The sequence below is a fragment of the Nocardia xishanensis NBRC 101358 genome (assembly GCF_001613365.1).
Classification (GTDB): Bacteria; Actinomycetota; Actinomycetes; order Mycobacteriales; family Mycobacteriaceae; genus Nocardia; species Nocardia xishanensis.
Genome location: NZ_BDCF01000020.1, coordinates 122801 through 143029, shown reverse-complemented (window position 1 = coordinate 143029; position 20229 = coordinate 122801). Strand labels below are relative to the sequence as shown.

Below are 20229 nucleotides of genomic sequence, written 5' to 3'. Positions count from 1 at the left end.
CGGGCGCGCTGCTCGAGCCCGCGGCGGCCGATCTCGACGGTGCGACGCTGGTAGCGCCGGAAAGTGCTGGTGCGGAAGAGGATACGAGCGCGGATCGATCCGGGCCGGCGATTCGTGCCGACGCCGATCTCGACGCAGCCGTCCGGCGCTGGAGCGCCCAGATCGGCGCGCTCGACGAGGTCAGCGCCGACGCCACCGCCGCCGACCGGCTGCGGCGGGAGATCGACGAGCTGCGTACCGAGTCGGCGGCGCTGACCGAACGAATGGCCCAGCTGACCGGGCGTCGCGAGCGCCTGCCAGCGACGATCGCCGCGGCCGAGGCCAGGGTCCGCGAGGCGACCGAGGCCGCCGCCACGTTGCCTTCGCTGACCGCCGAGTGCGAACGGCTCCAGGCCGCGGCCACCGCCGCCGTCGAATTGGCGGGTCGCAGAACGGATCTGGACCGCACGCGGATCGAATTCGAGACCGCGCGGACCGTCCACAACGACGCCAAGGAGCGTGTGCTCGACCTCCGCGAGCGCCGCCTGGCGGGCATGGCCGCCGAACTCGCTGGTCAGCTGGTCGACGGGGAACCGTGCGCGGTGTGTGGCGCGGCGGAGCACCCGTCGCCCGCCGAGCCCGCGCCGAGCGCGGTCTCCAAAGAAGCCGAGGATGCGGCGGTGGCCGCCGAGCGCACCGCCGAGCAGAACCGCGACCGTGTCCACAGCCGAATCACCGTTCTGGAAAAGGAGATCGAGGCGCTGGCCGCTCGCGGTGGCGACGCCGACCGCGTCGAGCTCGCGGCCGCGCTGCGCTCGGCGACCCACCGGTACGAGGACGCCGCCGAACTCGCCGCGCTGGTCGACGGGTCGACCGCCGAACTGTCCCGGCTGCGCGCCGAGGAAACCCGCCTGCACGACGACCTGCGCGCCGCCGAGGCGAGCGCGAGCACCGTCGTCACCCGCATCGCCGCGTCGGTCACCCGTCTCGACGAACTCACCGAACGCCTGCGCGCCGCCGCGGGCGCCGACGGCACCATCGGCCACCGTCGCGCGCGACTGAACGGACTGGTCACCGACGCCACCGCGCTGCGTGCCGCACGCACCGCCGCGGCCGCCGCGCGCGAGCAGGTCGCCGCGATCGCCGACCGCGTCGAAAGTCTCGCGCGCGCGGCCGGATTCGTTCCGGAAGGTGAGCTCGGCGGCGGCGACGTCGCGCTGCTCACCGCCTTCGCCCGCGTCGTCAACGCCGCCTCGCGAACCCCGCAGCGGCAGCAGGAGATCGACGCCGAGCTCGTCACCGCCGAAGACGCCCGCGCGCACGCCGAGAAGGTGCTCGCCGAACCCGAGATCCAGGCCGCGGCCACCGCCGAACCCGGCGATTCCGCCGAGCTGGAGCGCAGGCTCGCCGATGCGCAGACCAGGCTGAACGCGGCGGTCGCCGCGCAGGCCGAGGCGGGGCGGCGGGTGCAGCTGCTCGAGGAACTCGGCGGTCAGCTGTGGACCGAGGTGGACCGGATCGCGCCGCTGCAACGCACCCACGAGGAGCTGGCCGGGCTCGCCGACGTGGTCGCCGGACGCGGCGAGAACAACCGCCGCATGTCGCTGCGCTCCTACGTACTGGCCGCCCGCCTGGAGGAGGTGGCGCTCGCGGGTTCCGTGCGGCTGCGTCGAATGTCCGGCGGCCGTTATGAATTCGTGCACTCGGACAAGGCGGGTCCGCGCGGCAGGCGCGGCGGCCTCGGCCTCGACATCCGTGACGACTACACCGGCGCCGTGCGTCCCGCCAAGACCCTCTCCGGCGGCGAGACCTTCATGGCGTCCCTCTCGCTGGCGCTCGGCCTTGCCGACACCGTCGCCGCCGAATCCGGCGGCCTGGTCCTGGACACCCTATTCATCGACGAGGGCTTCGGCGGCCTGGACGCCGACACCCTCGACGCCGTCATGGGCGTCCTAGACGAACTCCGCGCCGGCGGCCGCGTCGTCGGCCTGGTCAGCCACGTCGACGAAATGCGCCAGCGCATCCCCAGCCGCCTGCACGTCGTACGCGGCCGCACCGGCTCCCGCCTGGAGACCACCGTCGCCTGAGGCGCCCCCGGCTGCGGACCGACCGCCGCGCCGCCTACGAGTATCTGCCCACCGACGACGAACACTGGCAGCGTGCGTTCGCCATTCAGCGCGAGCTGGCCCGCCGTGGCAGGCACCGCGAGGTCGGCATCGCGGACCTGATCACCGCCGTGCTGGCGATGGAGCACCGCCTCGTCCTCGTCCTCTACGACGCCGACTTCGAAACCGTCGCAACGGTGATCGACTCGAGTCACCGCTGGGTCGTGCCGCGCGGCAGCCTGTAGGGCTACTCGTTACCCGCGAACTCTCCGATGACCCGTGCGAGGTCGTACGGGTCGTGCACCGAGTCGTCCACCACCTCGGCCGATTCGGCTGCCCCGTCGTGCGTGGCGGGTGCTAGTCCGGCAAAGACTGCGAGCACCTCATCGCGGGGTACGGCCGTCCTACGGGTGACACAGCGATGCGGGATCATGTCCGCCACCGGGGCGCCATCGACTGTGATGGTGTAGGACTCCCCGGCGCTGACATCCCGCAGCACGCGACCGGCGTTGTCGCGGAGTTCACGCTGCGTGATTTCGGGCAGTTCGGCTGGGGCGGACATGTCTCCATTTTGGTCGACCCGCCGCCTGGCTGGTGCGGAATCGCTACCTCGATCGGCAACTGCTGCGACGGCGACCGCGGCATGTGCGGCGCGGTGAGCGACGCCACCTCTCCGGCCGCATTCGTCTACCCAAACGAACAAGGCGCCGGTCGCCCGAGCGGGCGACCGGCGCGTTCGAACCGCGCGAAATCTCACGCCTCGTGATCGAGCAACCACCTCTTGGCGTCCAGCCCCCAGCGGAACCCGCCGAGAGCCCCGCCGATCCGCAGCACTCGGTGGCACGGCACGAACAGGGCGGCCGCGTTGCGCGCGCACGCGTTGGCCGCGGCGCGGGTCGCCTCCGGCCGTCCGGAGATGGCGGCGAACTCGGTGTAGGTCACCGGATCGCCCGCGGGGACCTTCCGCAGCACGTCCCAGGCGTGCATGAGGAATTCCCCCGACCGCTGGCGCACCGGAACGTCGTCGATGGCGTGCACGTCGCCGCGGTGATAGGCGAGGATGGCGTCGGACACGGCGCCGAGCGAATCCCGTTGCCGCACTACGGCCGGACGCAGTGTCGGGTGGATCAGCAGGCGCAGGTTCTCCGCGTCGGCGGTCCAGCCGGAGGCCAGCACCGCGCCCTCGTCGTCGGCGATCGCCGTGAACGGGCCGATGGGTGTGTCGACGACGGTGAAGTCGGCGGCGCGGGTCGATTCGATGCTCATGGTGTGCTCGCTTTCGATGGTGCGGCAGGGTGGGTCAGTCGGTCTTGCGTGCGGAGCGGGCCGGCCGCTTGGGTGCGGCGGCGCGCCTGCTCAGCGCGGTCTTCCACAGGTGCATGGACAGATAGGAGCGCCAAGGCGCCCAGCGCGCGGTGTCGCTCAGGTCTATGCCGAGCAGATCCGCGCCCTGCCGGACGACCAAGTCGGTGTCGAGCAAGATATCGGGATCGGCCAGCAGGCGCATGGTCACGTAGTCGGCGGTCCACGGCCCGACGCCGTCCAGCGCCAGCAGGTCGCGGCGCAGATCGGCCGCGGTGCGACCGGCGTGCAGTTGCAGATCGCCCGCCGCGAGCGCGGCCGCCGCGCCGACGATCGAGCGGACGCGCCGCCCCGGACCGGTCAGCACTTCGGCGCCCCGCTCGGCGATGACGTCCGGCGTCGGGAACAGCCGCGGCACCGGCCCCTCGACCGGTTCGCCGAGCGCCTCGACCAACCGGGCCGTGTGGGTGGCCGCGGCCGACACCGAGATCTGCTGCCCGATCATGGTGCGCAACAACAGTTCCGGGCCGTCCAGGCAACCGGGCACCCGGATGCCGGGGGTGAATACCACCCGGTCCGCGCCGGTGCGCCACGTGCCTGCGCCGACGGTGGCGGGCGCGCTGCCCGCATCGGGCAGGGTCGCGGTGCGCACCCGGCGCGCGTCGTCGGTGTCGAAGGTGTCCACCGCGGACCCGCGCCACGCCGACCTCGCGCCGTCCTGGAGCGCCGCCCTGTCCGCGCCGAGCACCTCGTCGATGCCGACCGGATCGGCGTCCAGGTCGAGCAGGTGACGCACCCGCGCGACCGTCGGCGCGAGATCGCGCATGTCGTGCAGGGCCAGTTCCGCGCGCACGTGATCGCCGCGGAAGCTCAGCCGAGCCGTCGCGTGCCCGTGCGGCGTGCGCAGGTTCCTGGTGTAGGTGTGGTCCTCCCACAGCTCCATGCCGGGCGCCACGTGCGAGGAGAGGAACCACTCCAGCCACGCGCGGTCGAGCGGCTCCCGGAACGGAAGGCGAAGCGAGAGTGAGCCGTTCGTCGTCGGCGCGGTCTGCGTCTGGTCCTTGCGCGCGCGCTGCGCCTCGGTGCGCATGGTGGTCGGGCTGACCGCGAACACCTCGCGCACCGTGTCGTTGAACTGGCGGATGCTGGCGAAGCCCGCCGCGAACGCGATGTCCGACATCGGCATCGCGGTGGTCTGGATGAGCAGTCGCGCGGTGTGCGCGCGGTGCGCCCTGGCCAGCGCCAGCGGCCCCGCCCCGAGCTCGGTGGTGAGTACCCGGGTGAGCTGGCGCTGGGAGTAGCCGAGGGTGGCGGCCAGCGCGGGTACCCCGCCCCGCTCGATGACGCCGTCGCCGATCAACCGCATGGCCCTGGCGGCCAGATCGGCCCTGGTGTTCCACAGCGGCGAGCCGGGCGCCGCGTCGGGCAGGCAGCGGCGGCATGCCCGGTATCCCGCGTGCTGCGCCGCGGCCGCCGTCGGCAGGAAGCTGACGTTCGCCCGCTTCGGCGTGATCGCCGGACACGAAGGGCGGCAATAGATTCCGGTGGTACGCACCGCCGTGAAGAACTGTCCGTCGAAGCGCGAGTCGCGCGTCGACACCGCCCGATAGCACTGCTCGAAATCCAACGCCGTGATGGTCACGCAATCCACAATGTCAGCTCTCGCCGCACCGTGCTAGCGGAAATCAGACACTATCGCCGAGGGCGTCACAGGCGGCACGAACCGCCCGCGCGCATCACCGGCCCGGCGGCGCAGGCTCGGCCGGACAAGCGGCGACGAGGTCCCCATCAGGCGGTGAACGTCATCGCGAGGGCAAGCAGGTTGCGGCGTATGGCGGTGGGGATCAGCAGCAGCGATTGGTGGGGCTGCGCTCGGCTTCCGCGTGGCGGTCGCGCCAGTACTGGCGCTCGGTGGGGATCGGACGGTCCGGGTGGTTGCGTCGGAGGTGCGCCACGTAGCGCTGGTAGTCCTGGCCGCCCAGGATCGAGTCGAACCACCAGACGACCGCGCGCACCGCGTCGAGCGCACGCCGCGGGAGGGCCGGCCGTGCCGACCTGCCTTCCCGCGGCGCGAGCGATTCCTTCATTACGCGGACGCTTCCGCCTTGGCCGGGCCCTGCGCGTGGGCAGCGCCGGGTGCGCGGACCTTGCCCGTCGCGATCAGCTCGTCCCACTCCTTCTGCACAGTCTTCTCCGTCGCGGTGGCGAGGAACCCGCTCGGCGCGAAGATCTTCGACGGCTCTTCCGGCGACTCGGTCGTCTCACCGCCGCCGGAGCGCCACGCGCGCACGCACACCAGCGCTCCGACCACCGCGACGATCAGCACCAGCACCGCGAACACGATCGAGAGTGTGCCCTGGATGAAGGTGTTGCGGATGACGGTATCCACGTCCTCGGGCGTCTTCGCCGTGAGGCAGAGCTTTCCGGCCTCCTGCGCCTGCTGGCAGAGGCTGTGCTGTTTCCAGTAACCCAGCTTCGGGTCGTCGGAGAAGATCTTCTGCCAGGACGCGGTCATGGTCACCAGCAGGTCCCAGACCAGCGGGATACCGGGAATCCAAGCCCATTTCGCCAGGCCCTTCTTCACGATGATGGTCATCACGACGGTCAGCGCGACGGCTGCGAGCAGCTGGTTGGCGATGCCGAACAGCGGGTAGAGCGCGTTGATGCCGCCGAGCGGATCGGTGACGCCCATCAGCAGGATGGAACCCCACGCGGCGACCACCACGAACGAGCACAACCACGCACCGACCCGCCAGGACGGATCCTTGAACTTGCGCAGCGGGCCGCCGAAGTTGCCGAGCGCGTCGGAGGTCATGAACCGCGCGACGCGGGTGCCAGCATCGATCGTGGTCAGGATGAACAGCGCCTCGAACATGATCGCGAAGTGGTACCAGAACGACTTCATGCTCTCGCCGCCGAGGAACTGGTGGAACACCTCGGAGATGCCGATCGCCAGCGTAGGCGCGCCGCCGGTGCGCGAGATGATGGTCTTCTCGCCGACGTCCGCCGCCGCGCCCGCGAAGGTCTCCGGAGTGGCGGGCGGACCGGCCAGGCCGAGCGAATTCGTGTACGCGGCGGCCTTCTCCGGGGTGCCGCCGGTCAGGCCGAGCGGCGCGTTCATGCCGAAGTACAGGTGCTGGTCGATGATCGATGCGGTGATGATGGCCATTACCGCGACGAACGATTCCATCAGCATGCCGCCGTAGCCGATCATCCGCGCGTGCGATTCCTTCTCCAGCAGCTTGGGCGTGGTGCCGGAGGAGACGAGCGCGTGGAAACCGGAGAGCGCGCCGCAGGCGATGGTGATGAACAGGAACGGGAACAGGCTGCCCGCGAAGGCCGGACCGGTGCCGGTGGAGGCGAAGTCGGAGATCGCGGGAGCCTTCAGCACCGGCATGGTGATCAGGATGCCGACCGCGAGCAGGCCGATGGTGCCGATCTTCATGAAGGTGGACAGGTAGTCGCGCGGGGCGAGCAGCAGCCAGACCGGCAGCACCGAGGCCAGGAAGCCGTAGGCGATCAGCAGCCAGGCGATGGTGGTCCGCGACAGCGTGAACCAGTCGGCGCCCCACTCGGTTTCGGACACCCAGCCGCCGGAGACGATGGCGAGCAGCAGCAGCGTGATGCCGATCGCGGACACCTCGCCGACCTTGCCCGGGCGCAGGAACCGCAGGTAGATGCCCATGAACAGGGCGATGGGGATGGTCATCGCGATGGAGAACACGCCCCACGGGCTCTCGCCGAGCGCGTTCACCACGACCAGCGCGAGCACCGCGAGCAGGATCATCATGATCACGAGAATCGCCGCGATGGCCGCGATTCCGCCGACCACGCCGAGCTCGTCACGCGCCATCTGGCCGAGGCTGCGCCCGCGCCGCTTGGTGGACGCCCACAGCACCAGGTAGTCCTGTACCGCTCCGGCCAGGCAGACGCCGACCACGATCCAGATGGTGCCGGGCAGATAACCCATTTGCGCGGCGAGCACCGGACCGACGAGCGGACCCGCGCCCGCGATGGCGGCGAAGTGGTGCCCGTAGAGCACCCGCCGGTCCATCGGCATGAAATCCTTACCGTTCTCCAGGATTTCGGCGGGCGTCGCGATGTCGTCGCGCGGCTTGGTGATCTTCCACTCGATGAATCGCGCGTAGAAGCGGTAGGCGATGACGTAGGTACACACCGCCGCGATGACGATCCACACCGCATTGACGTTCTCGCCGCGCGCGATGGCGAGGATGGTCCAGGCGACCGCGCCGAGTATCGCGATTCCAGCGAAGACAGCCTTCTTGGCCGGGGTGATCGGGGACCTGTCCACCACGCCGACGGGCGGCAGGTCGGGGTCGGTCCGCAGATATTCGATTGTCGCCATCTGCCTACTCTCCTGTGAAACGCGCAGGATCTCGACGTGCGGGATCATGCTGAAACACGAGACAACGTAGCGGATGCCCGATCGCCGCTGCGCGGATTCCGGCCATCGATGGACGACCGTTAAATATTGTTCGTGTGTCTGTCGTCTCGGCTGTCATAGCCGGACGTATGCTGCGATGCGTTTCGTCACACTCCATGTCCGCCCCGAGGAGGGCTGTTCTGGATTCGATCCCGCGTTCGCCCGCGCCATACCCGGCCGCGCGTCTCCTCGGGCGGCCGAAGGTCGAGGACGCGCCGCGCGGAATTCGCAGGCGCACCCTGCTCGGCTCGGCGCTCGCCGCCCCGTTGCTGGCGAACGCGTGCGGCTCGGGCGACGACGCGCTGACGTTCTTCTTCCAAGCCCGTCCCGAAGAGGCGCGGGTTCGGTTGCAGATCATCGACGAGTTCCGGAAACGGCATCCCGACATTCCGGTGCGCACCGTCATGTCGGGCCCTGACCCGTTGCAGCAGATGCTCACTTACTGCGCGGGCGGCAAATGCCCCGACGTGCTGATGGCCTGGGAACTGCTCTACGCGGGGCTGGCCGAGCGCGGTGTGCTGCTCGATCTGCGCACGTTGCTCGATCGGGAACCGGAGTACGCCGCGGAGCTGCGGCGCGACAGTTTCCCCACGCTGTACGACACTTTCAGCTACGGCGGCGGCCAGTACGCGCTGCCGGAGCAGTGGTCCGGCGTCTTCCTCTATTACAACCGCGCGCTGTTCGCCGACGCTGGGTTGAAGCCCCCCACCCGATGGCGCGACGCCTGGAGTTATGACGAGTTCCTCGACGCCGCCCGCGCTCTCACCCATCGCGACGGCGACGGCCGCACCAGGCAGTGGGGTTTTGCCGACGCCTGGGTGCCCTACTTCTCGGCCGCCTGCTTCGGGATGAACAACGGCGCCGAATGGTTCACGCCCTCGGTGCATCCGACCCGCACCAATCTCGGGGATCCTCGCTTCGCGGAGGGCTTCCAGTTCTACGCCGATCTCGCGGTGCGGCATCGGGTGGCGCCGAGAATCGCGGATCAGCAGTCGGTTTCGGCGCCGGATCTGTTCCGGCGTGGTCGCGCGGCCATGGCGCTCGGCGGACACTGGCTCTACTCCGAATTCGCGGGCAACGACGGCGTTCCCATCGATCTGACCGTGCTTCCCGTCGGACCGCACGGCGGGCCGGGAGCGATCACCGACGTCGGCTGCACCGGCCTCTCCATCGCCGCCGACAGCCCGCGCATCGAACAGGCCTGGGAGTTTGTGAAATTCGCGACCGGGCCGATAGGGCAGGCGATCATCGCTGGCTCCGGTTTGTTCGTGCCGGTGCTGAAATCCGCCATGGCCGCGCCCGGATTCGCGGCGGCGCATCGCGAGATCCGGAACCTGGCGGTGATGACCGAAGGCCCGGACAGTTCGCGTCCGCTGCCGGTGACGCCGATGTGGGGCAAGGTGTCGGCACTGCTCGAGCGGGGCGGGAACCGGGTGCTGCGCGGTGCGGCGACCGCGCAGTCACTGAGCGCGCGGCTCGCGGGCGACGTCGACGCGTTGCTGGCGGCGCGATGAGTGCCTCCGTCGACGACGCGGTGCTGGACGAGGCGGGTACGAGGACCCCGCCGCGCAAGTCAGTGCACCGAGTGCGTCGCGGCCGGCTCGCGCGCAGGCGCGAGCGGGCCGGATGGTTGTTCGTCGCACCGAATCTGGCCGCGGTGCTGGTCTTCTTGTTGTTCCCGCTGGGCTTCTCGCTGTATCTGAGCTTCCACGCCTGGGACCTGTTCAGCCCGCCGCGGTTCGTCGGGACGGCCAACTACCGGCGGCTGTTCGGCTCCGATCCGCTGTTCCTGATAGCGATGCGCAATACGGCGGTGTTCACCGTGCTGACATTGCTGCCGACCGTGGCGATCGGCTTGGTCGTCGCGGCCGTGCTGAACCGAAAGCTGGCCGGTGTCGGCCTGTTCCGCACCCTCGCGTTCCTGCCGCTGGTGGCTTCGACGGTGGCGATGGCGGTGGTGTGGCGTTTCATGTTCACCACCGACGACGGGTTGCTGAACCTCGTGCTCGGCTGGTTCGGCGTCGGCCCGGTGCCGTGGCTGACCGACCCGGACTGGGCGCTGGTCTCGCTCAGCATCGTGACCGTATGGAAGAGTGTGCCTTTCGCCACCGTCATCTTGCTCGCGGCGATGCAAGGGGTGCCGGAAACGCTGTACGAGGCGGCGAAGATCGACGGCGCGGGCGCCGTGCGGCGCTTCCGTTCGGTGACGCTGCCGCTGATTCGCGGGCCGCTCTCGTTCGTCTTCGTGATCACCGTCATCAATTCGGTGCAGGCCTTCGACCAGGCGTACGCGCTCACCGGCGGCAACGGCGGACCCGAGACCGGCACCTATCTGCTCGGGATCATGTTGTTCCAGCACGCGTTCGGTTTCTACGAGGTGGGTTACGCCTCCGCGTTGGCCTGGGTGATCTTCGCGATTCTGTTGGCGCTCACGATCCTTCAGCTGCGATTGGCCCGGCGCGCGGAGACCGAGTTGTGAACGGCTACGAGGTCGTTCGGCGGGAGGGCGGTGTGATGACGCGTGCGGTCGATGTGCCCGAAGGGAAGCACCGAAAGCGCGGTCGCGTGGAGCATGCCGCCGTACGGAGGCTGGTGCGCGGGATCGGCATCTACGCCGCGCTGGCCGGCGTCGCGTGGTGTGCGCTGGCGCCGATCCTGTGGGCGCTGTCGGGTTCGCTGAAGCGCGACGGCGAGATCACCGAACCCACTCTGCTGCCCGCGGATCCGCAGTGGTCCAACTTCGGCCGGGTGTTCGAGCTGTTGCCGATGGGTCGCATGCTGCTCAACACCACCGTCTACGCGGCATGTGTGACCGCGGGACAGGTGTTCTTCTGCTCGTTGGCGGGATACGCCTTCGCGCGCTTGCGTTTTCGCGGCCGGGATGCGTTGTTCCTGGCTTATCTGGCGACGCTGATGGTGCCGCTCACGGTGACGGTGATCCCGCAGTTCCTGCTCATGCGGGCCTTCGGCTGGGTGGACACCGCCTGGTCGATGATCGTGCCCGGTTTGTTCGGCAGCGCCTTCGGCACCTATCTGATGCGTCAGTTCTTCCGCACGCTGCCAACGGAATTGGAGGAGGCCGCCATTCTCGACGGCTGTTCCACCTGGCAGGTGTACTGGCGCGTGCTGCTCCCGCACACCCGCCCGGCGCTCATGGTGCTCGCGGTGCTCACCTGGATCACCGTGTGGAACGACTTCCTCTGGCCGCTGGTCATGATCCAGCGCAACGAGCTGGCGACGGTCACCCTCGGGCTGGTCCGCTTGCAGGGGCAGTACTACTCGCAGTGGCCGCTGCTGATGGCGGCCGCCGTCGTCATCCTGCTGCCCCTGCTCGCCGTCTACGCGATCGGTCAGCGCGCCTTCCTCCGCGGCATCGCGATGTCCGGCTTCGGCGGACGGTAGCGTTATTCGCCCCAGTAGGTCCCGAAGCTCCAGAGGTTGCCCTCGGGATCGCGGACAGTGAAGCCGCGCGAGCCGTAGTCCTCGTCGCGCAGGCCGCGGACCACCTCGGCGCCCGCCGCGGTCGCGCGCTCGAAGAGGTCGTCGGGCTTGTCGCAGACGACGTAGATCGAGTCGTTGCCTGGCTTGCGCCGACCGAATGGGGTGTCGTCTTTGCCCGCGGAGCCGAACATGACGCCGCCGCCGAGCGGCCAGCGCAGCTCGCCGTGCTCGATGATCGACGGATCGTCCTCGCGGGCGTAACTGGCCGTGACCTGGAAGCCGAAGGCGTTCACCAGGAAGTCGGTCATCGCCCTGGCGTCGAGGAAGGCGAGGCTGGGCCAGATCGCGGTGCGGGTGGTGGTGTCTGCTGTTGTGGGATTCGTCATGGTTCCAGCCTCATCCGGCGACCCCCGGCTCGTCTTGGACGGATGGAATCTCCTCGGCCAGCCAGGTGGTCGGGCTGCACCCCGCGAGGTCGAGGAAATCGCGATTCAAATGGGCCTGGTCGTAATACCCGCAGGTCGCGGCGATCTGGGCGATGGAGACGAACGAGGGCGTGTGTTCGAGCATCCGCCTGGCACGCTCGAAACGGGTGATACGGGCGGCGAGCTTCGGGCTCAGACCGAACTCCGCACCGAACTTGCGCGCCAGATGCTGGCGCGACCAGCCGATGCGATCGGCCAGTGGGCCGATGCTCGCGGTGCCGCCGCTGTCGACCACGGCACGCCAAGCCCAGGTGAGTTCCGGGGTGACGAGCCGGTCGGAACAGGCCATGCGGGTGAGGATTTCGTCGCAGACGGCGAATCGCCGCGCCCACGGCGCCGCGCCCTGAAGACGCTCCCACAGCTCGTCACCGGTCGGTCCCGCGAGTTCGGAGCATTCGAGCGAGGTATTCCAAATCTCCGCTGCGGGCAGCCCGAACAGCGTCCGGCAGCCCATCGGTGTGAGCGCGATCGCCACGCCCTCTTGAGTCCCGTTGTGCGCGATGGCGGCCGAACTCGCCTGCAATCCGCTGAGGACGCAGCGATAGGCGCGCGGGTGCTGGGCCGGATCGGTCTGCGTCACCACGTCGATCGTCGGGCCGATCGCGACGATGAACGTCAGATGGCGCGACGGCAGGCCGCGGTGCAGGCCGGGCGCGTATCCCGTCATCCGGTAGCCGAGGTAGTGATCGATGAATGCCGCCAGCGCGGGCGCCGGTCGCGCCGTCACCACCTCCGTGGTCGGCTCCATACGGGTCACGGTACGCCCGCGCGGGTCGTGCGCGCGAACGTGGCGCACGCCGCGGTTCCGGGTCCGGTGAGATCGCGCACACGGGTGCTTCCGAGTATGTGAGTTCGGGTTGCTGTCCGGTTACCGTTACGCCTTCAGATAAGGAGTGGAGGTGTCATGCGTCGAATCCGTTACGAGCGCAGTGGTGGTCCCGAGGTGCTCGAGCTGGAATCGGCCGAGACACCGACGCCAGGGCCCGGCGAACTGCTGGTGAAGGTGCACGCGATCGGCGTCACCCTGCCGGTGGTGCGGAAGGTGCGCGAACAGCGCGAGCCCATCCCGCTCGGCGGGGAGATCGCGGGCGAAGTGATCGCCGTGGGGGAGGGCGTCACCGACTTCGCGCCCGGCTACCGCGTCACCGGGCTGTGCTTCGGCCACGGCTACGCCGAATACGCCATGCTGCGTCAGGACATGGCGTCGCCCATTCCCGACGGCGCCTCCGCCGTCGACGCGGTCGCGCTGGTGCGTGGCGGCCTCGTCGCGCTCGGTGCGCTCGATGCCGCGAAGCCGGTGTCCGGCGAGTCCGCGCTGATCACCGCCGCGGCGAGCGGGGTGGGTCACCTTGCCGTGCAGCTCGCGCGGGTGCGCGGAGCCGAGCGCGTGGTCGCCGCCGTCTCCGACCCGGCCAAGGGCGAATTCCTTCGGGAACTCGGCGTCGACGACGTGGCCGTCTACGGCCAGTCGTGGGGCGAGCCCGTCGACTACGTCCTCGACGCCGTCGGCGGCGAGCTGCTCGGCCCCGCTCTCGCCGCCCTCGTACCCGGTGGACGTCTCGTCGCCTACAGCTCCGGCGGCGGCACCATCCAGGCCTACGACTTGCTGGTTGGCGCCAAGTCGGTGATCGGCTTCCAGATGGCGCGGATCGCGCGGGAGACGCCCGAGGTGTACGAGCATTGGCGGCAGGAGCTGTGGCAGTACTTCGCGTCCGGGCAGGTGCGGCCCGTCGTGCACGGGGAGTTCGCGCTGGAGGACGCGGCGGCGGCGCATGCGCTGATCGAAAGCCGTGGCAACCTCGGCAAAGTCGTGCTGATTCCCTGATCGATTCGCCGATCACCTGTCGGCCGCGCCCCGCGCTGGCTCGCGGTGCGCTGAACTTCTATCAGCAGTCGCTGCCGCTGCTCGGTGGTCTGCTCGCGCAGCCGCAGCGGATGGCGGCGCATCGGGACGCGATGAGCAAGCACGGCGCGGGTCCGGGGAAGGCGATCGAAGGCATCGCGGCGTACCTGCGTGCTGAGCAAGGGTTGGGTCGGGTCGGCGAGACCGTCGAAGTGGAGACGGTAGCGGCATTACTCGACGGCACCTGCTTCCATCAGGCGTTTCTGCGGTACTACGAGGGCGGACCGGAGGCGGCCGCCGCGTCGGACGAGCTGGCCCGGAGCGTCGCGCGAACGCTGGCTCGAGGTTTGTAGGAGATGGCGGTCGTCGGCTCACGCGTGGTTGCGTGGGCGGGTGACGGCAGCGCATCTGCTGGCGCCGAACAGCTATGTGATCACCATCAACTCGTCCAATCACCAGCAAACTGGACGCCGACCACGACCCTGTGCGGGTGTACGGCAGCGCATGCGCGCTTGTGGTGGCGGGGGAACGGGTGCACCGCTGGGGTGGTGGGGTGCTCGCGCTATCGACGGCCGTGTAGGCGATCCGCCGCGCGGCGGGCGCGTGCGGTGCGAACGGCCAGCGGCCCGCGCATGAGGGGTGGCGGCGGCGCTGGCGGGAGGGATGATGGCGCTGGCCTAGCAGTTCGAGACGACGCGTAGACTCTCTACCTCGTGAGTCTCACCCTCGGAATCGTCGGCCTGCCCAACGTCGGAAAGTCGACGCTGTTCAACGCGCTGACCAAGAACGACGTGCTGGCCGCGAACTACCCGTTCGCGACCATCGAGCCGAACGTCGGCGTGGTCCCGCTGCCCGATCCGCGGCTGGGCAAGCTCGCCGAGATCTTCGGTTCCGAGCGCCAGGTGCCCGCGACCGTGTCCTTCGTCGACATCGCGGGCATCGTGAAGGGTGCCTCCGAGGGCGCGGGCCTCGGCAACAAGTTCCTCGCCAACATCCGCGAGGCCGACGCCATCTGCCAGGTGGTGCGCGTCTTCGCCGACGACGACGTGGTGCACGTCGACGGCCGGGTCGACCCCTCCGCCGACATCGAGGTCATCGAGACCGAGCTCATCCTCGCCGACCTGCAGACCCTGGAGAAGGCGGTCGTGCGGCTGGAGAAGGAAGCCAAGGTCAAGAAGGACCGCAAGCCGGTCGCCGACGCGGCCAAGGCGGCCCAGGAGATCCTCAACAGCGGCAAGACCCTCTTCGCCGCCCAGGATCAGGTGGACACCGAACTGCTGAAAGAACTTTCGCTGCTCACCACCAAACCCTTCCTCTACGTCTTCAACGCCGACGAGTCCGTCCTCACCGACGAGGCCAAGGTCGCCGAGTTGAAGGCCTCCGTCGCGCCCGCCGACGCCGTCTTCCTCGATGCCAAGGTAGAAGCCGAACTCCTCGAGCTCGACACCGAATCCGCCATGGAACTGCTCGAATCCATCGGCCAGACCGAACCCGGCCTGCACGCCCTCGCCCGCGCCGGCTTCCACACCCTCGGCCTGCAGACCTACCTCACCGCAGGCCCCAAGGAATCCCGCGCCTGGACCATCCACCAGGGCGACACCGCCCCCAAGGCAGCGGGTGTCATCCACACCGACTTCGAACGCGGCTTCATCAAGGCCGAGATCGTCGCCTTCGACGATCTGGTCGAGGCGGGTTCCATGGCCGCCGCCAAGGCTGCGGGCAAGGTGCGCATGGAAGGCAAGGACTACGTCATGACCGACGGCGACGTCGTCGAGTTCCGTAGCGGACTAGCGTCTGGAGGGAAGAAGTAAGGGCTGACCGCGCACAGAGCAGAGGGGGGTGCGGATACGGCGGTCCAACTACCGAGGCACGCGCATAGTGATCGTTGTATGCCTCCAGTGAGTCAACAGCTTGACGGTGCGGTCTCACTGTGTTGGTCAGATATCTCAAGGTAAATGCGTCTATTGGATTTAATCCCGGAAACGCTACGTCAAGTCTTGTAATATTGCTCGCGATGTGATTGTTCTGTAAAGAGGGGAACGGATGCTGGCGCGGCTGCAGCTTACAAATTTTAAGGGGTTTGAGAAATTCTCGCTGAGGTTCGGTGGCGACATCTCTATACTCGTTGGGCCGAATAATGCCGGGAAGACGACAGCCATCGGCGCTTTGCGATTGTGTGCGCAACTGCTCTCTCATGCCAAACTGCGCAAGCCTGAAATGGTGGCGAAGGATGAGACCCGCAGCCGGAGCGTAAACGCTTATCGAATATCCTCAGCGGACAGCGAGTTTTCTGCGGAGAATGTGCCGTACGAATTTCGAACTCTCGAATCTCGACTTGAGCTGCATTTCAAGAACAAAGCTGCTCTGTATGTGGTCTGGCCGGAGGCTGAGGACATTGTTCCATATTTCTACCTGGAGCACATCGCTGGAGCGCAGCCGCCTAATATCGCCGTTGCCCGCAAGTGCTATTCATCGATTGGCGTAATTCAGACCCTTGCTCCGATTGAGTCGAGAGAAGCTGTCCTATCCGCGAAGCATGTAACCAAAAATTTGGGGACGCGCCTTGCTAGTCGTCACTTCAGGAATCAGCTACATCAGCTTCGCTCTACGGATCCGTCTGGCTTCGACGACTTCAAAGCCTTTCTTCTGACGAATAGTCCGGAGATAACAGCTATAGAACTTTGCGAAGCCAGAGTTCCGAGAAATGAGATCGACTTGTTTTTCAACGAGTCGAATTCTAAAGTTGAGAAAGAGTTGTACTGGGCTGGTGACGGGCTACAGATATGGTTCCAGCTATTGTTTCACATCTGGCGCCTTCGGGAAGTCGAAACCCTAATTCTGGATGAGCCGGACGTATACTTACATCCCGATTTGCAGCGCAGGCTGGTTAGTATCTCTGAGTCTCGCAAGTCGCAGGTTATTATGGCGACTCATGCTCCCGAAGTCCTCGCTGAAACTAATCCAGATTCGGTGGTTGTTATCGACAGGACGAAGCGGTCTTCTAAAAAACTCACCAAGGGTGTCGAGATGACGGAACTGTCGCAGTCCTTAGGGTCCGGATTCAATCTGCGGCTTGTAAAAGCTCTCCGCTCGAAAGTTGCTCTGTTTGTTGAAGGCAACGACATGAAGATACTTTCAAATATTGCGCGAAAGGTCGGGGCGCACAGATTTTATCGAGAACAAGGACTGAGCGTAGTTCCGATGGGCGGGTCATCTCGTCGAGGAATGGCCGCTGCTTTCGGCTGGCTGAACAGCTCTTTTCTCGACTCTTCTGTGGACGTGTGGGTAATTCTGGACCGCGATTATCTTAGTGATGACGAGGTATCATCGATAGTCGATGAGTTCAAGGCTGAAGATGTATCTGCCCATATCTGGTCCCGAAATGAGCTGGAGAGCTTCCTGGTTCACCCGGAGCTCATATCCCGCATGACCGGGTTGGATGTAGACAAAGTCAACGAAATTCTCGATAAGGCTTCGGAAGAGCTTAAAGAGGCGAGCTTCGCTGAAATACAGGCCCGAGAGTTGAAGATAAGAAGTAAGAAGGGCGATAGCCCTAAGACTATCTACATGGAAACGAGAGACCAATTCGATCGCGACTGGCAGCGAGACGTGGAATGGCGACGGTCGACTGTTCCGGGTAAGGATTTGATCTCCGCTGTAAGCCGTCTGTCCAGTGCGAGTGGTGGAAAATCAATAAGTGCTCGCGGTCTCTCTGCAAACATCCGATCCGATGAAGTCCCCAAAGAAATGACGGAAATCATCTTGAGTATCGAACGCCGCCTCGATTAGAGCAAGGGCGGTTTCGGATCTCGACACCGTCGAGTTCCGAAGCGGGTTAGCGCCAGCGAAGAAGTAGAGCAGGTCTGAATCACCGTTGGTAACGCGACTCTGCTGAGCCCCGTCTGGAGATCTGGGTGGGGCTTAGTCGTTCGCGCGCCAGAACTGTAGTGGCGGTGACGCCGCAGGATAGGTAGATCCAGCTTTGCGGCACCTCCAGTTCTAGCCGCTGCGCAACCGCAGGTGCCCGTACAAGGATCACCTTGATCGCTCACCGGTAGCGTCCCTAGATTGCCTCTGCGCTTTCCCGTAACTTTGCCACTAGCCGCTTTCCGTCGTCCGTGAGCGCATAACCTCGAGTGATATGGAATCCTCGCCCGCCCTCCGTTTCGCCATGGAGCGCCTCTTTTACCTCGGATCCAGAAAGGCCCACAATTAGTCCGTCCTTTATGAGGTAGGAGAACAGTACAGGTGTTTCGGGGAGTAGCACGTATCGGTCGTCTGCATTTTCTACGAAGTGCTCTAGGATGCGGCGTTCTAATTCGTTGTAGCGCTGATTGACTACGGAGAGATTCTGTTTTATGATCCGCAGCGCTTTCCGGTCAATCTTGCGAGGTCCGGTGCCCTTTCTGCGGTGACAGTTTGTGCAAAGAACGATCATATTTGAGAACTCGTGCTTCCTGACGACGGCGTAGTCTTCTATGTGCTCGATATCAAGCGGTTCGACAGTTCGACAGGTGGGAACTGCACACCTATAGCCAGCCTCGATCATCAGATCGCGGACGAGATCGGCGGGTATGGAGTCTCGAGTTGTCATACACACTCCAGATAAATTGGCTAGTGGGTTCCGTAAGATGGTAGGTCCTTGATTCGGACGTCGTCGCGCACAAACTCCAAAGCGATCGGCGCACCTTCAAAGTTGTGGTCCATGTCAGCAGCCGGGAGCTGCGCAACTAGGGTGTCTAACCCTGGTCGGCGAGACCACTGCTCGATAACGTTGTCCTCATGACCGATGACGCACTACCGCAGTGGGCCGAACAGCTGGCGCGGTCATACCTGGCGACGCTTCCCCGGCGACTCGCTCATGTTGTGGGAGTTGCCCGTCACGCTGCCCAAGCCGCTGCGGTCGTCGATGACCCGAACCTTCTGCTCGCCGCTGCGTGGCTGCACGACATCGGCTACGCGGAAGACCTGTGCGTAAACGACTTCCATCCAGTTGATGGTGCCCTATATCTCCGGCAGGTTGGTGCTGGCGAGCGTCTGTGCGGGCTCGTGGCCAATCACTCCGCCGCCCAAGTCGAAGCCCGCCGGCGTGCAATCGAGATCGAGTGGGCCGACGAGCGCACGCCCTTGCGGGATGCGCTCTGGTGGGCAGACATGACGACTACCCCTACCGGGGGCACAACCAGCGTTGAGGAAAGGGTCGCTGAGGTCCAAGCCAGGTACGGAACAGGCCATGTTGTCGCGGACGCGGTCGCGGAGGCTGCGCCGTACTTGGTCGAGGCCGCAGCGAGGACCGAGCAACGCATTGCGGAGGCGGCCGCTCAAGTGAAGTAGGGGTCACCCGACGCTTCGAGTCCCTTGCTGATGCGGAGCCGGATCGACGGGTGGACATCGAGCTCGTCGAGTTCGGCGGGCTCGACCCACCGAACCTCCTTGGACTCCGAGCTGGTTCGTGGCGTACCTCCGATGGGATTCGCCCGGAAGCAAAGTGAGAACTCTTGGCGGACTTCCCCGTCGTCGTAGGCGATCACATGATCGGGATTTGAGAACACGCCGATCAGTTCGGTTGCGTCGACTTCGATTCCGGTCTCTTCCATGACCTCGCGAGTAACGGCCTGGGCGACAGTCTCGCCAGCTTCCAGGCCGCCACCAGGGATGGAGTACTTGTCGTTGTCTGTGCGCCGAATCATGAGGATGCGGCCGTGCTCGTCCTGCACCAAGGCGCTCACGGCGACCTTAATGCTGTTCGGGGCTGGCGCCGCGGGATCGTGAAAGTAGTCGGTCCGGCTCATGCTCGACCTCCGAAGTCCGCTGGGGTGCTCTCGGTCCATACCTGCTCGAAGCTAGTCATGTACGTCTCGAAGAGATCGCCCGCGGGCAGTTGTCGCAGATGGAGGGCTGGCGCGTACGCGCCCGGCTGGCCGTAGACGTGCATGTTGACGATCATCTCGTCGTCAAACCTGAAGATCGAGTTATACAGCGTCGTTCCGTGGAATCGGATGTCTACGCCGTCGATGTCAAGGAGCGGTCGGATCAGCGCGAGTGCGTTCTGGATTCGGGCGGGCACGGTCGCGGATGCAAGACGTTCCTCGGCGCTGCGCTTCGTCGCCTCGGGTGCGTCAGGGTCGCCGAACAGCATTCGCACCTTCATTCCGTCGCGTGCCTTCTGCCGAATCGTTCGAGCGAATGCTGGCTCCTCGGCGAGGAACAAGCCCGCCAGGACGAGGACGTCGACATTATCGGTGGCGTTGGACACGAGCCGGGACCACAGATCGAGTGGGATCGAGTTGCGATGCGGATAGACCTTGATCACCTCCGCTTCAGCGATTTCTGCTCGACGTTCCGGCGCAACGGCATCTGGCCATAGGTAGTTCTCGGTCTCGTGAACGAGCGCCGCAACGGTGTGACGATGCCGCGGGTATGGCGTGCGGCCCTTCGTTATCCACCGCTCGACCGTCTTCTCCTCGACTTTGGCGGCCGCCGCGACGGCGGGGATGTCCAGGCCGTTTCGAAGCAGTGCGTCACGTAAGCGATCGTTCGGCATCGCAACCCCTTTGGGACGAGTAGGGACTTCTTTACTGTACTCGAGACGTCCTGAGTCGTCCAGCTATGCGGTGCTAGCGTCGCTGA

General features: G+C 66.4%; 20 protein-coding genes. 10 read left to right on the top strand and 10 right to left on the bottom strand.

Features of this window, described 5'->3' with window-relative positions; translation table 11 throughout:
• Both NX1_RS18150 and NX1_RS35495 read left to right on the top strand, forming a co-directional pair.
• On the top strand, window positions 1–2066 hold a 2066-nt coding region (locus NX1_RS18150), incomplete at its 5' end, for an SbcC/MukB-like Walker B domain-containing protein (RefSeq protein WP_281216678.1).
• Entirely contained in the window at window positions 2063–2329 is a 267-nt protein-coding gene (locus tag NX1_RS35495) for a PIN domain-containing protein (RefSeq protein WP_157119830.1), read from the top strand. The genes NX1_RS18150 and NX1_RS35495, both read left to right, overlap by 4 nt.
• Before the next feature lie 2 nt (window positions 2330–2331).
• Here the strand turns inward: NX1_RS35495 and NX1_RS38040 are convergent, their stop codons facing one another.
• From NX1_RS38040 to NX1_RS18125, 5 genes are all read right to left on the bottom strand, one after another.
• Entirely contained in the window at window positions 2332–2646 is a 315-nt protein-coding gene (locus tag NX1_RS38040) for a type II toxin-antitoxin system Phd/YefM family antitoxin (protein WP_068060407.1), read from the bottom strand.
• 191 nt (window positions 2647–2837) lie between these two features.
• Window positions 2838–3350 (bottom strand): methylated-DNA--[protein]-cysteine S-methyltransferase, encoded by a 513-nt coding sequence (locus NX1_RS18140; RefSeq protein ID WP_068060404.1) that lies wholly within the window; start codon window positions 3348–3350, stop codon window positions 2838–2840.
• A 34-nt stretch (window positions 3351–3384) separates the two neighbouring features.
• Window positions 3385–5037 carry a DNA-3-methyladenine glycosylase 2 family protein gene (locus tag NX1_RS18135; protein ID WP_068060401.1) on the bottom strand — a complete coding sequence of 551 codons (1653 nt, stop codon included), beginning with the start codon at window positions 5035–5037 and terminating at the stop codon, window positions 3385–3387.
• 193 nt (window positions 5038–5230) lie between these two features.
• Window positions 5231–5401: a YbdD/YjiX family protein gene (locus NX1_RS18130; RefSeq protein WP_245668559.1), complete on the bottom strand. Its 171-nt coding sequence runs from the start codon at window positions 5399–5401 to the stop codon at window positions 5231–5233.
• 71 nt (window positions 5402–5472) lie between these two features.
• Window positions 5473–7752, bottom strand: coding sequence for a carbon starvation CstA family protein (locus NX1_RS18125; protein ID WP_084501527.1), 2280 nt, complete (start codon window positions 7750–7752; stop codon window positions 5473–5475).
• A gap of 194 nt (window positions 7753–7946) precedes the next feature.
• On the opposite strand from NX1_RS18125, the gene NX1_RS18120 reads away from it, so the two are divergent.
• From NX1_RS18120 to NX1_RS18110, 3 genes are read left to right on the top strand one after another with little or no spacing between them, the layout of a single operon-like run.
• Entirely contained in the window at window positions 7947–9344 is a 1398-nt protein-coding gene (locus NX1_RS18120; RefSeq protein ID WP_084501526.1) for an ABC transporter substrate-binding protein, read from the top strand.
• Window positions 9341–10309, top strand: coding sequence for a carbohydrate ABC transporter permease (locus tag NX1_RS18115; RefSeq protein WP_084501525.1), 969 nt, complete (start codon window positions 9341–9343; stop codon window positions 10307–10309). The genes NX1_RS18120 and NX1_RS18115 overlap by 4 nt, the downstream gene beginning before the upstream one ends.
• 35 nt (window positions 10310–10344) lie before the next feature.
• Window positions 10345–11232: a carbohydrate ABC transporter permease gene (locus NX1_RS18110; RefSeq protein ID WP_084501529.1), complete on the top strand. Its 888-nt coding sequence runs from the start codon at window positions 10345–10347 to the stop codon at window positions 11230–11232.
• Window positions 11233–11234: 2 nt separating this feature from the next.
• Here NX1_RS18110 and NX1_RS18105 read toward each other — a convergent pair whose 3' ends face one another.
• Together NX1_RS18105 and NX1_RS18100 are read right to left on the bottom strand one after the other, a co-directional pair.
• Window positions 11235–11657: a VOC family protein gene (locus tag NX1_RS18105; protein WP_068060393.1), complete on the bottom strand. Its 423-nt coding sequence runs from the start codon at window positions 11655–11657 to the stop codon at window positions 11235–11237.
• 10 nt (window positions 11658–11667) lie between these two features.
• Window positions 11668–12504 carry an AraC family transcriptional regulator gene (locus tag NX1_RS18100; RefSeq protein WP_068060390.1) on the bottom strand — a complete coding sequence of 279 codons (837 nt, stop codon included), beginning with the start codon at window positions 12502–12504 and terminating at the stop codon, window positions 11668–11670.
• A gap of 156 nt (window positions 12505–12660) precedes the next feature.
• Between NX1_RS18100 and NX1_RS18095 the strand changes: the two genes are divergently transcribed.
• The 4 genes from NX1_RS18095 to NX1_RS35490 all read left to right on the top strand — a co-directional run bounded on the left by NX1_RS18095 (window position 12661) and on the right by NX1_RS35490 (window position 17388).
• Entirely contained in the window at window positions 12661–13581 is a 921-nt protein-coding gene (locus NX1_RS18095; protein ID WP_068060388.1) for a quinone oxidoreductase family protein, read from the top strand.
• A 110-nt stretch (window positions 13582–13691) separates the two neighbouring features.
• Window positions 13692–13952, top strand: coding sequence for a hypothetical protein (locus NX1_RS18090; protein WP_068060385.1), 261 nt, complete (start codon window positions 13692–13694; stop codon window positions 13950–13952).
• Between the two features lie 360 nt (window positions 13953–14312).
• The gene (gene ychF / locus NX1_RS18085) at window positions 14313–15410 is read left to right on the top strand and encodes a redox-regulated ATPase YchF (protein ID WP_068060382.1); all 1098 of its coding nucleotides are present in this window, start codon (window positions 14313–14315) and stop codon (window positions 15408–15410) included.
• Between the two features lie 232 nt (window positions 15411–15642).
• Window positions 15643–17388, top strand: a complete 1746-nt coding sequence (locus NX1_RS35490; protein ID WP_084501524.1) for an ATP-dependent nuclease — start codon at window positions 15643–15645, stop codon at window positions 17386–17388.
• A 274-nt stretch (window positions 17389–17662) separates the two neighbouring features.
• On the opposite strand, the gene NX1_RS35485 is transcribed toward NX1_RS35490, so the two are convergent.
• Window positions 17663–18193 (bottom strand): HNH endonuclease signature motif containing protein, encoded by a 531-nt coding sequence (locus NX1_RS35485; protein WP_084501523.1) that lies wholly within the window; start codon window positions 18191–18193, stop codon window positions 17663–17665.
• A gap of 188 nt (window positions 18194–18381) precedes the next feature.
• On the opposite strand from NX1_RS35485, the gene NX1_RS18075 reads away from it, so the two are divergent.
• Window positions 18382–18933, top strand: coding sequence for an HD domain-containing protein (locus NX1_RS18075; RefSeq protein ID WP_068060375.1), 552 nt, complete (start codon window positions 18382–18384; stop codon window positions 18931–18933).
• Here the strand turns inward: NX1_RS18075 and NX1_RS18070 are convergent.
• Window positions 18921–19391, bottom strand: a complete 471-nt coding sequence (locus NX1_RS18070) for an NUDIX hydrolase (RefSeq protein WP_068060372.1) — start codon at window positions 19389–19391, stop codon at window positions 18921–18923. The two genes, NX1_RS18075 and NX1_RS18070, sit on opposite strands and share 13 nt — an antisense overlap.
• Window positions 19388–20143: an XRE family transcriptional regulator gene (locus tag NX1_RS18065; RefSeq protein WP_068060369.1), complete on the bottom strand. Its 756-nt coding sequence runs from the start codon at window positions 20141–20143 to the stop codon at window positions 19388–19390. The genes NX1_RS18070 and NX1_RS18065 overlap by 4 nt, the downstream gene beginning before the upstream one ends.
• Window positions 20144–20229 lie beyond the last annotated feature (86 nt).

What these genes read in the sequence shown, in the direction of transcription:
- NX1_RS18115 (WP_084501525.1), top strand. Translation starts at nt 9,341, where the DNA reads ATGAGTGCCTCCGTCGACGACGCGGTGCTGGACGAGGCGGGTACGAGG.
- NX1_RS18110 (WP_084501529.1), top strand. Translation starts at nt 10,345, where the DNA reads ATGACGCGTGCGGTCGATGTGCCCGAAGGGAAGCACCGAAAGCGCGGT.
- NX1_RS18125 (WP_084501527.1), bottom strand. Translation starts at nt 7,752, where the DNA reads ATGGCGACAATCGAATATCTGCGGACCGACCCCGACCTGCCGCCCGTC.
- NX1_RS18095 (WP_068060388.1), top strand. Translation starts at nt 12,661, where the DNA reads ATGCGTCGAATCCGTTACGAGCGCAGTGGTGGTCCCGAGGTGCTCGAG.
- NX1_RS18120 (WP_084501526.1), top strand. Translation starts at nt 7,947, where the DNA reads ATGTCCGCCCCGAGGAGGGCTGTTCTGGATTCGATCCCGCGTTCGCCC.
- NX1_RS18090 (WP_068060385.1), top strand. Translation starts at nt 13,692, where the DNA reads ATGGCGGCGCATCGGGACGCGATGAGCAAGCACGGCGCGGGTCCGGGG.
- NX1_RS18065 (WP_068060369.1), bottom strand. Translation starts at nt 20,143, where the DNA reads ATGCCGAACGATCGCTTACGTGACGCACTGCTTCGAAACGGCCTGGAC.
- NX1_RS18100 (WP_068060390.1), bottom strand. Translation starts at nt 12,504, where the DNA reads ATGGAGCCGACCACGGAGGTGGTGACGGCGCGACCGGCGCCCGCGCTG.
- NX1_RS18140 (WP_068060404.1), bottom strand. Translation starts at nt 3,350, where the DNA reads ATGAGCATCGAATCGACCCGCGCCGCCGACTTCACCGTCGTCGACACA.
- NX1_RS35490 (WP_084501524.1), top strand. Translation starts at nt 15,643, where the DNA reads ATGCTGGCGCGGCTGCAGCTTACAAATTTTAAGGGGTTTGAGAAATTC.
- NX1_RS18105 (WP_068060393.1), bottom strand. Translation starts at nt 11,657, where the DNA reads ATGACGAATCCCACAACAGCAGACACCACCACCCGCACCGCGATCTGG.
- NX1_RS18070 (WP_068060372.1), bottom strand. Translation starts at nt 19,391, where the DNA reads ATGAGCCGGACCGACTACTTTCACGATCCCGCGGCGCCAGCCCCGAAC.
- NX1_RS18075 (WP_068060375.1), top strand. Translation starts at nt 18,382, where the DNA reads ATGACCGATGACGCACTACCGCAGTGGGCCGAACAGCTGGCGCGGTCA.
- NX1_RS38040 (WP_068060407.1), bottom strand. Translation starts at nt 2,646, where the DNA reads ATGTCCGCCCCAGCCGAACTGCCCGAAATCACGCAGCGTGAACTCCGC.
- NX1_RS35485 (WP_084501523.1), bottom strand. Translation starts at nt 18,193, where the DNA reads ATGACAACTCGAGACTCCATACCCGCCGATCTCGTCCGCGATCTGATG.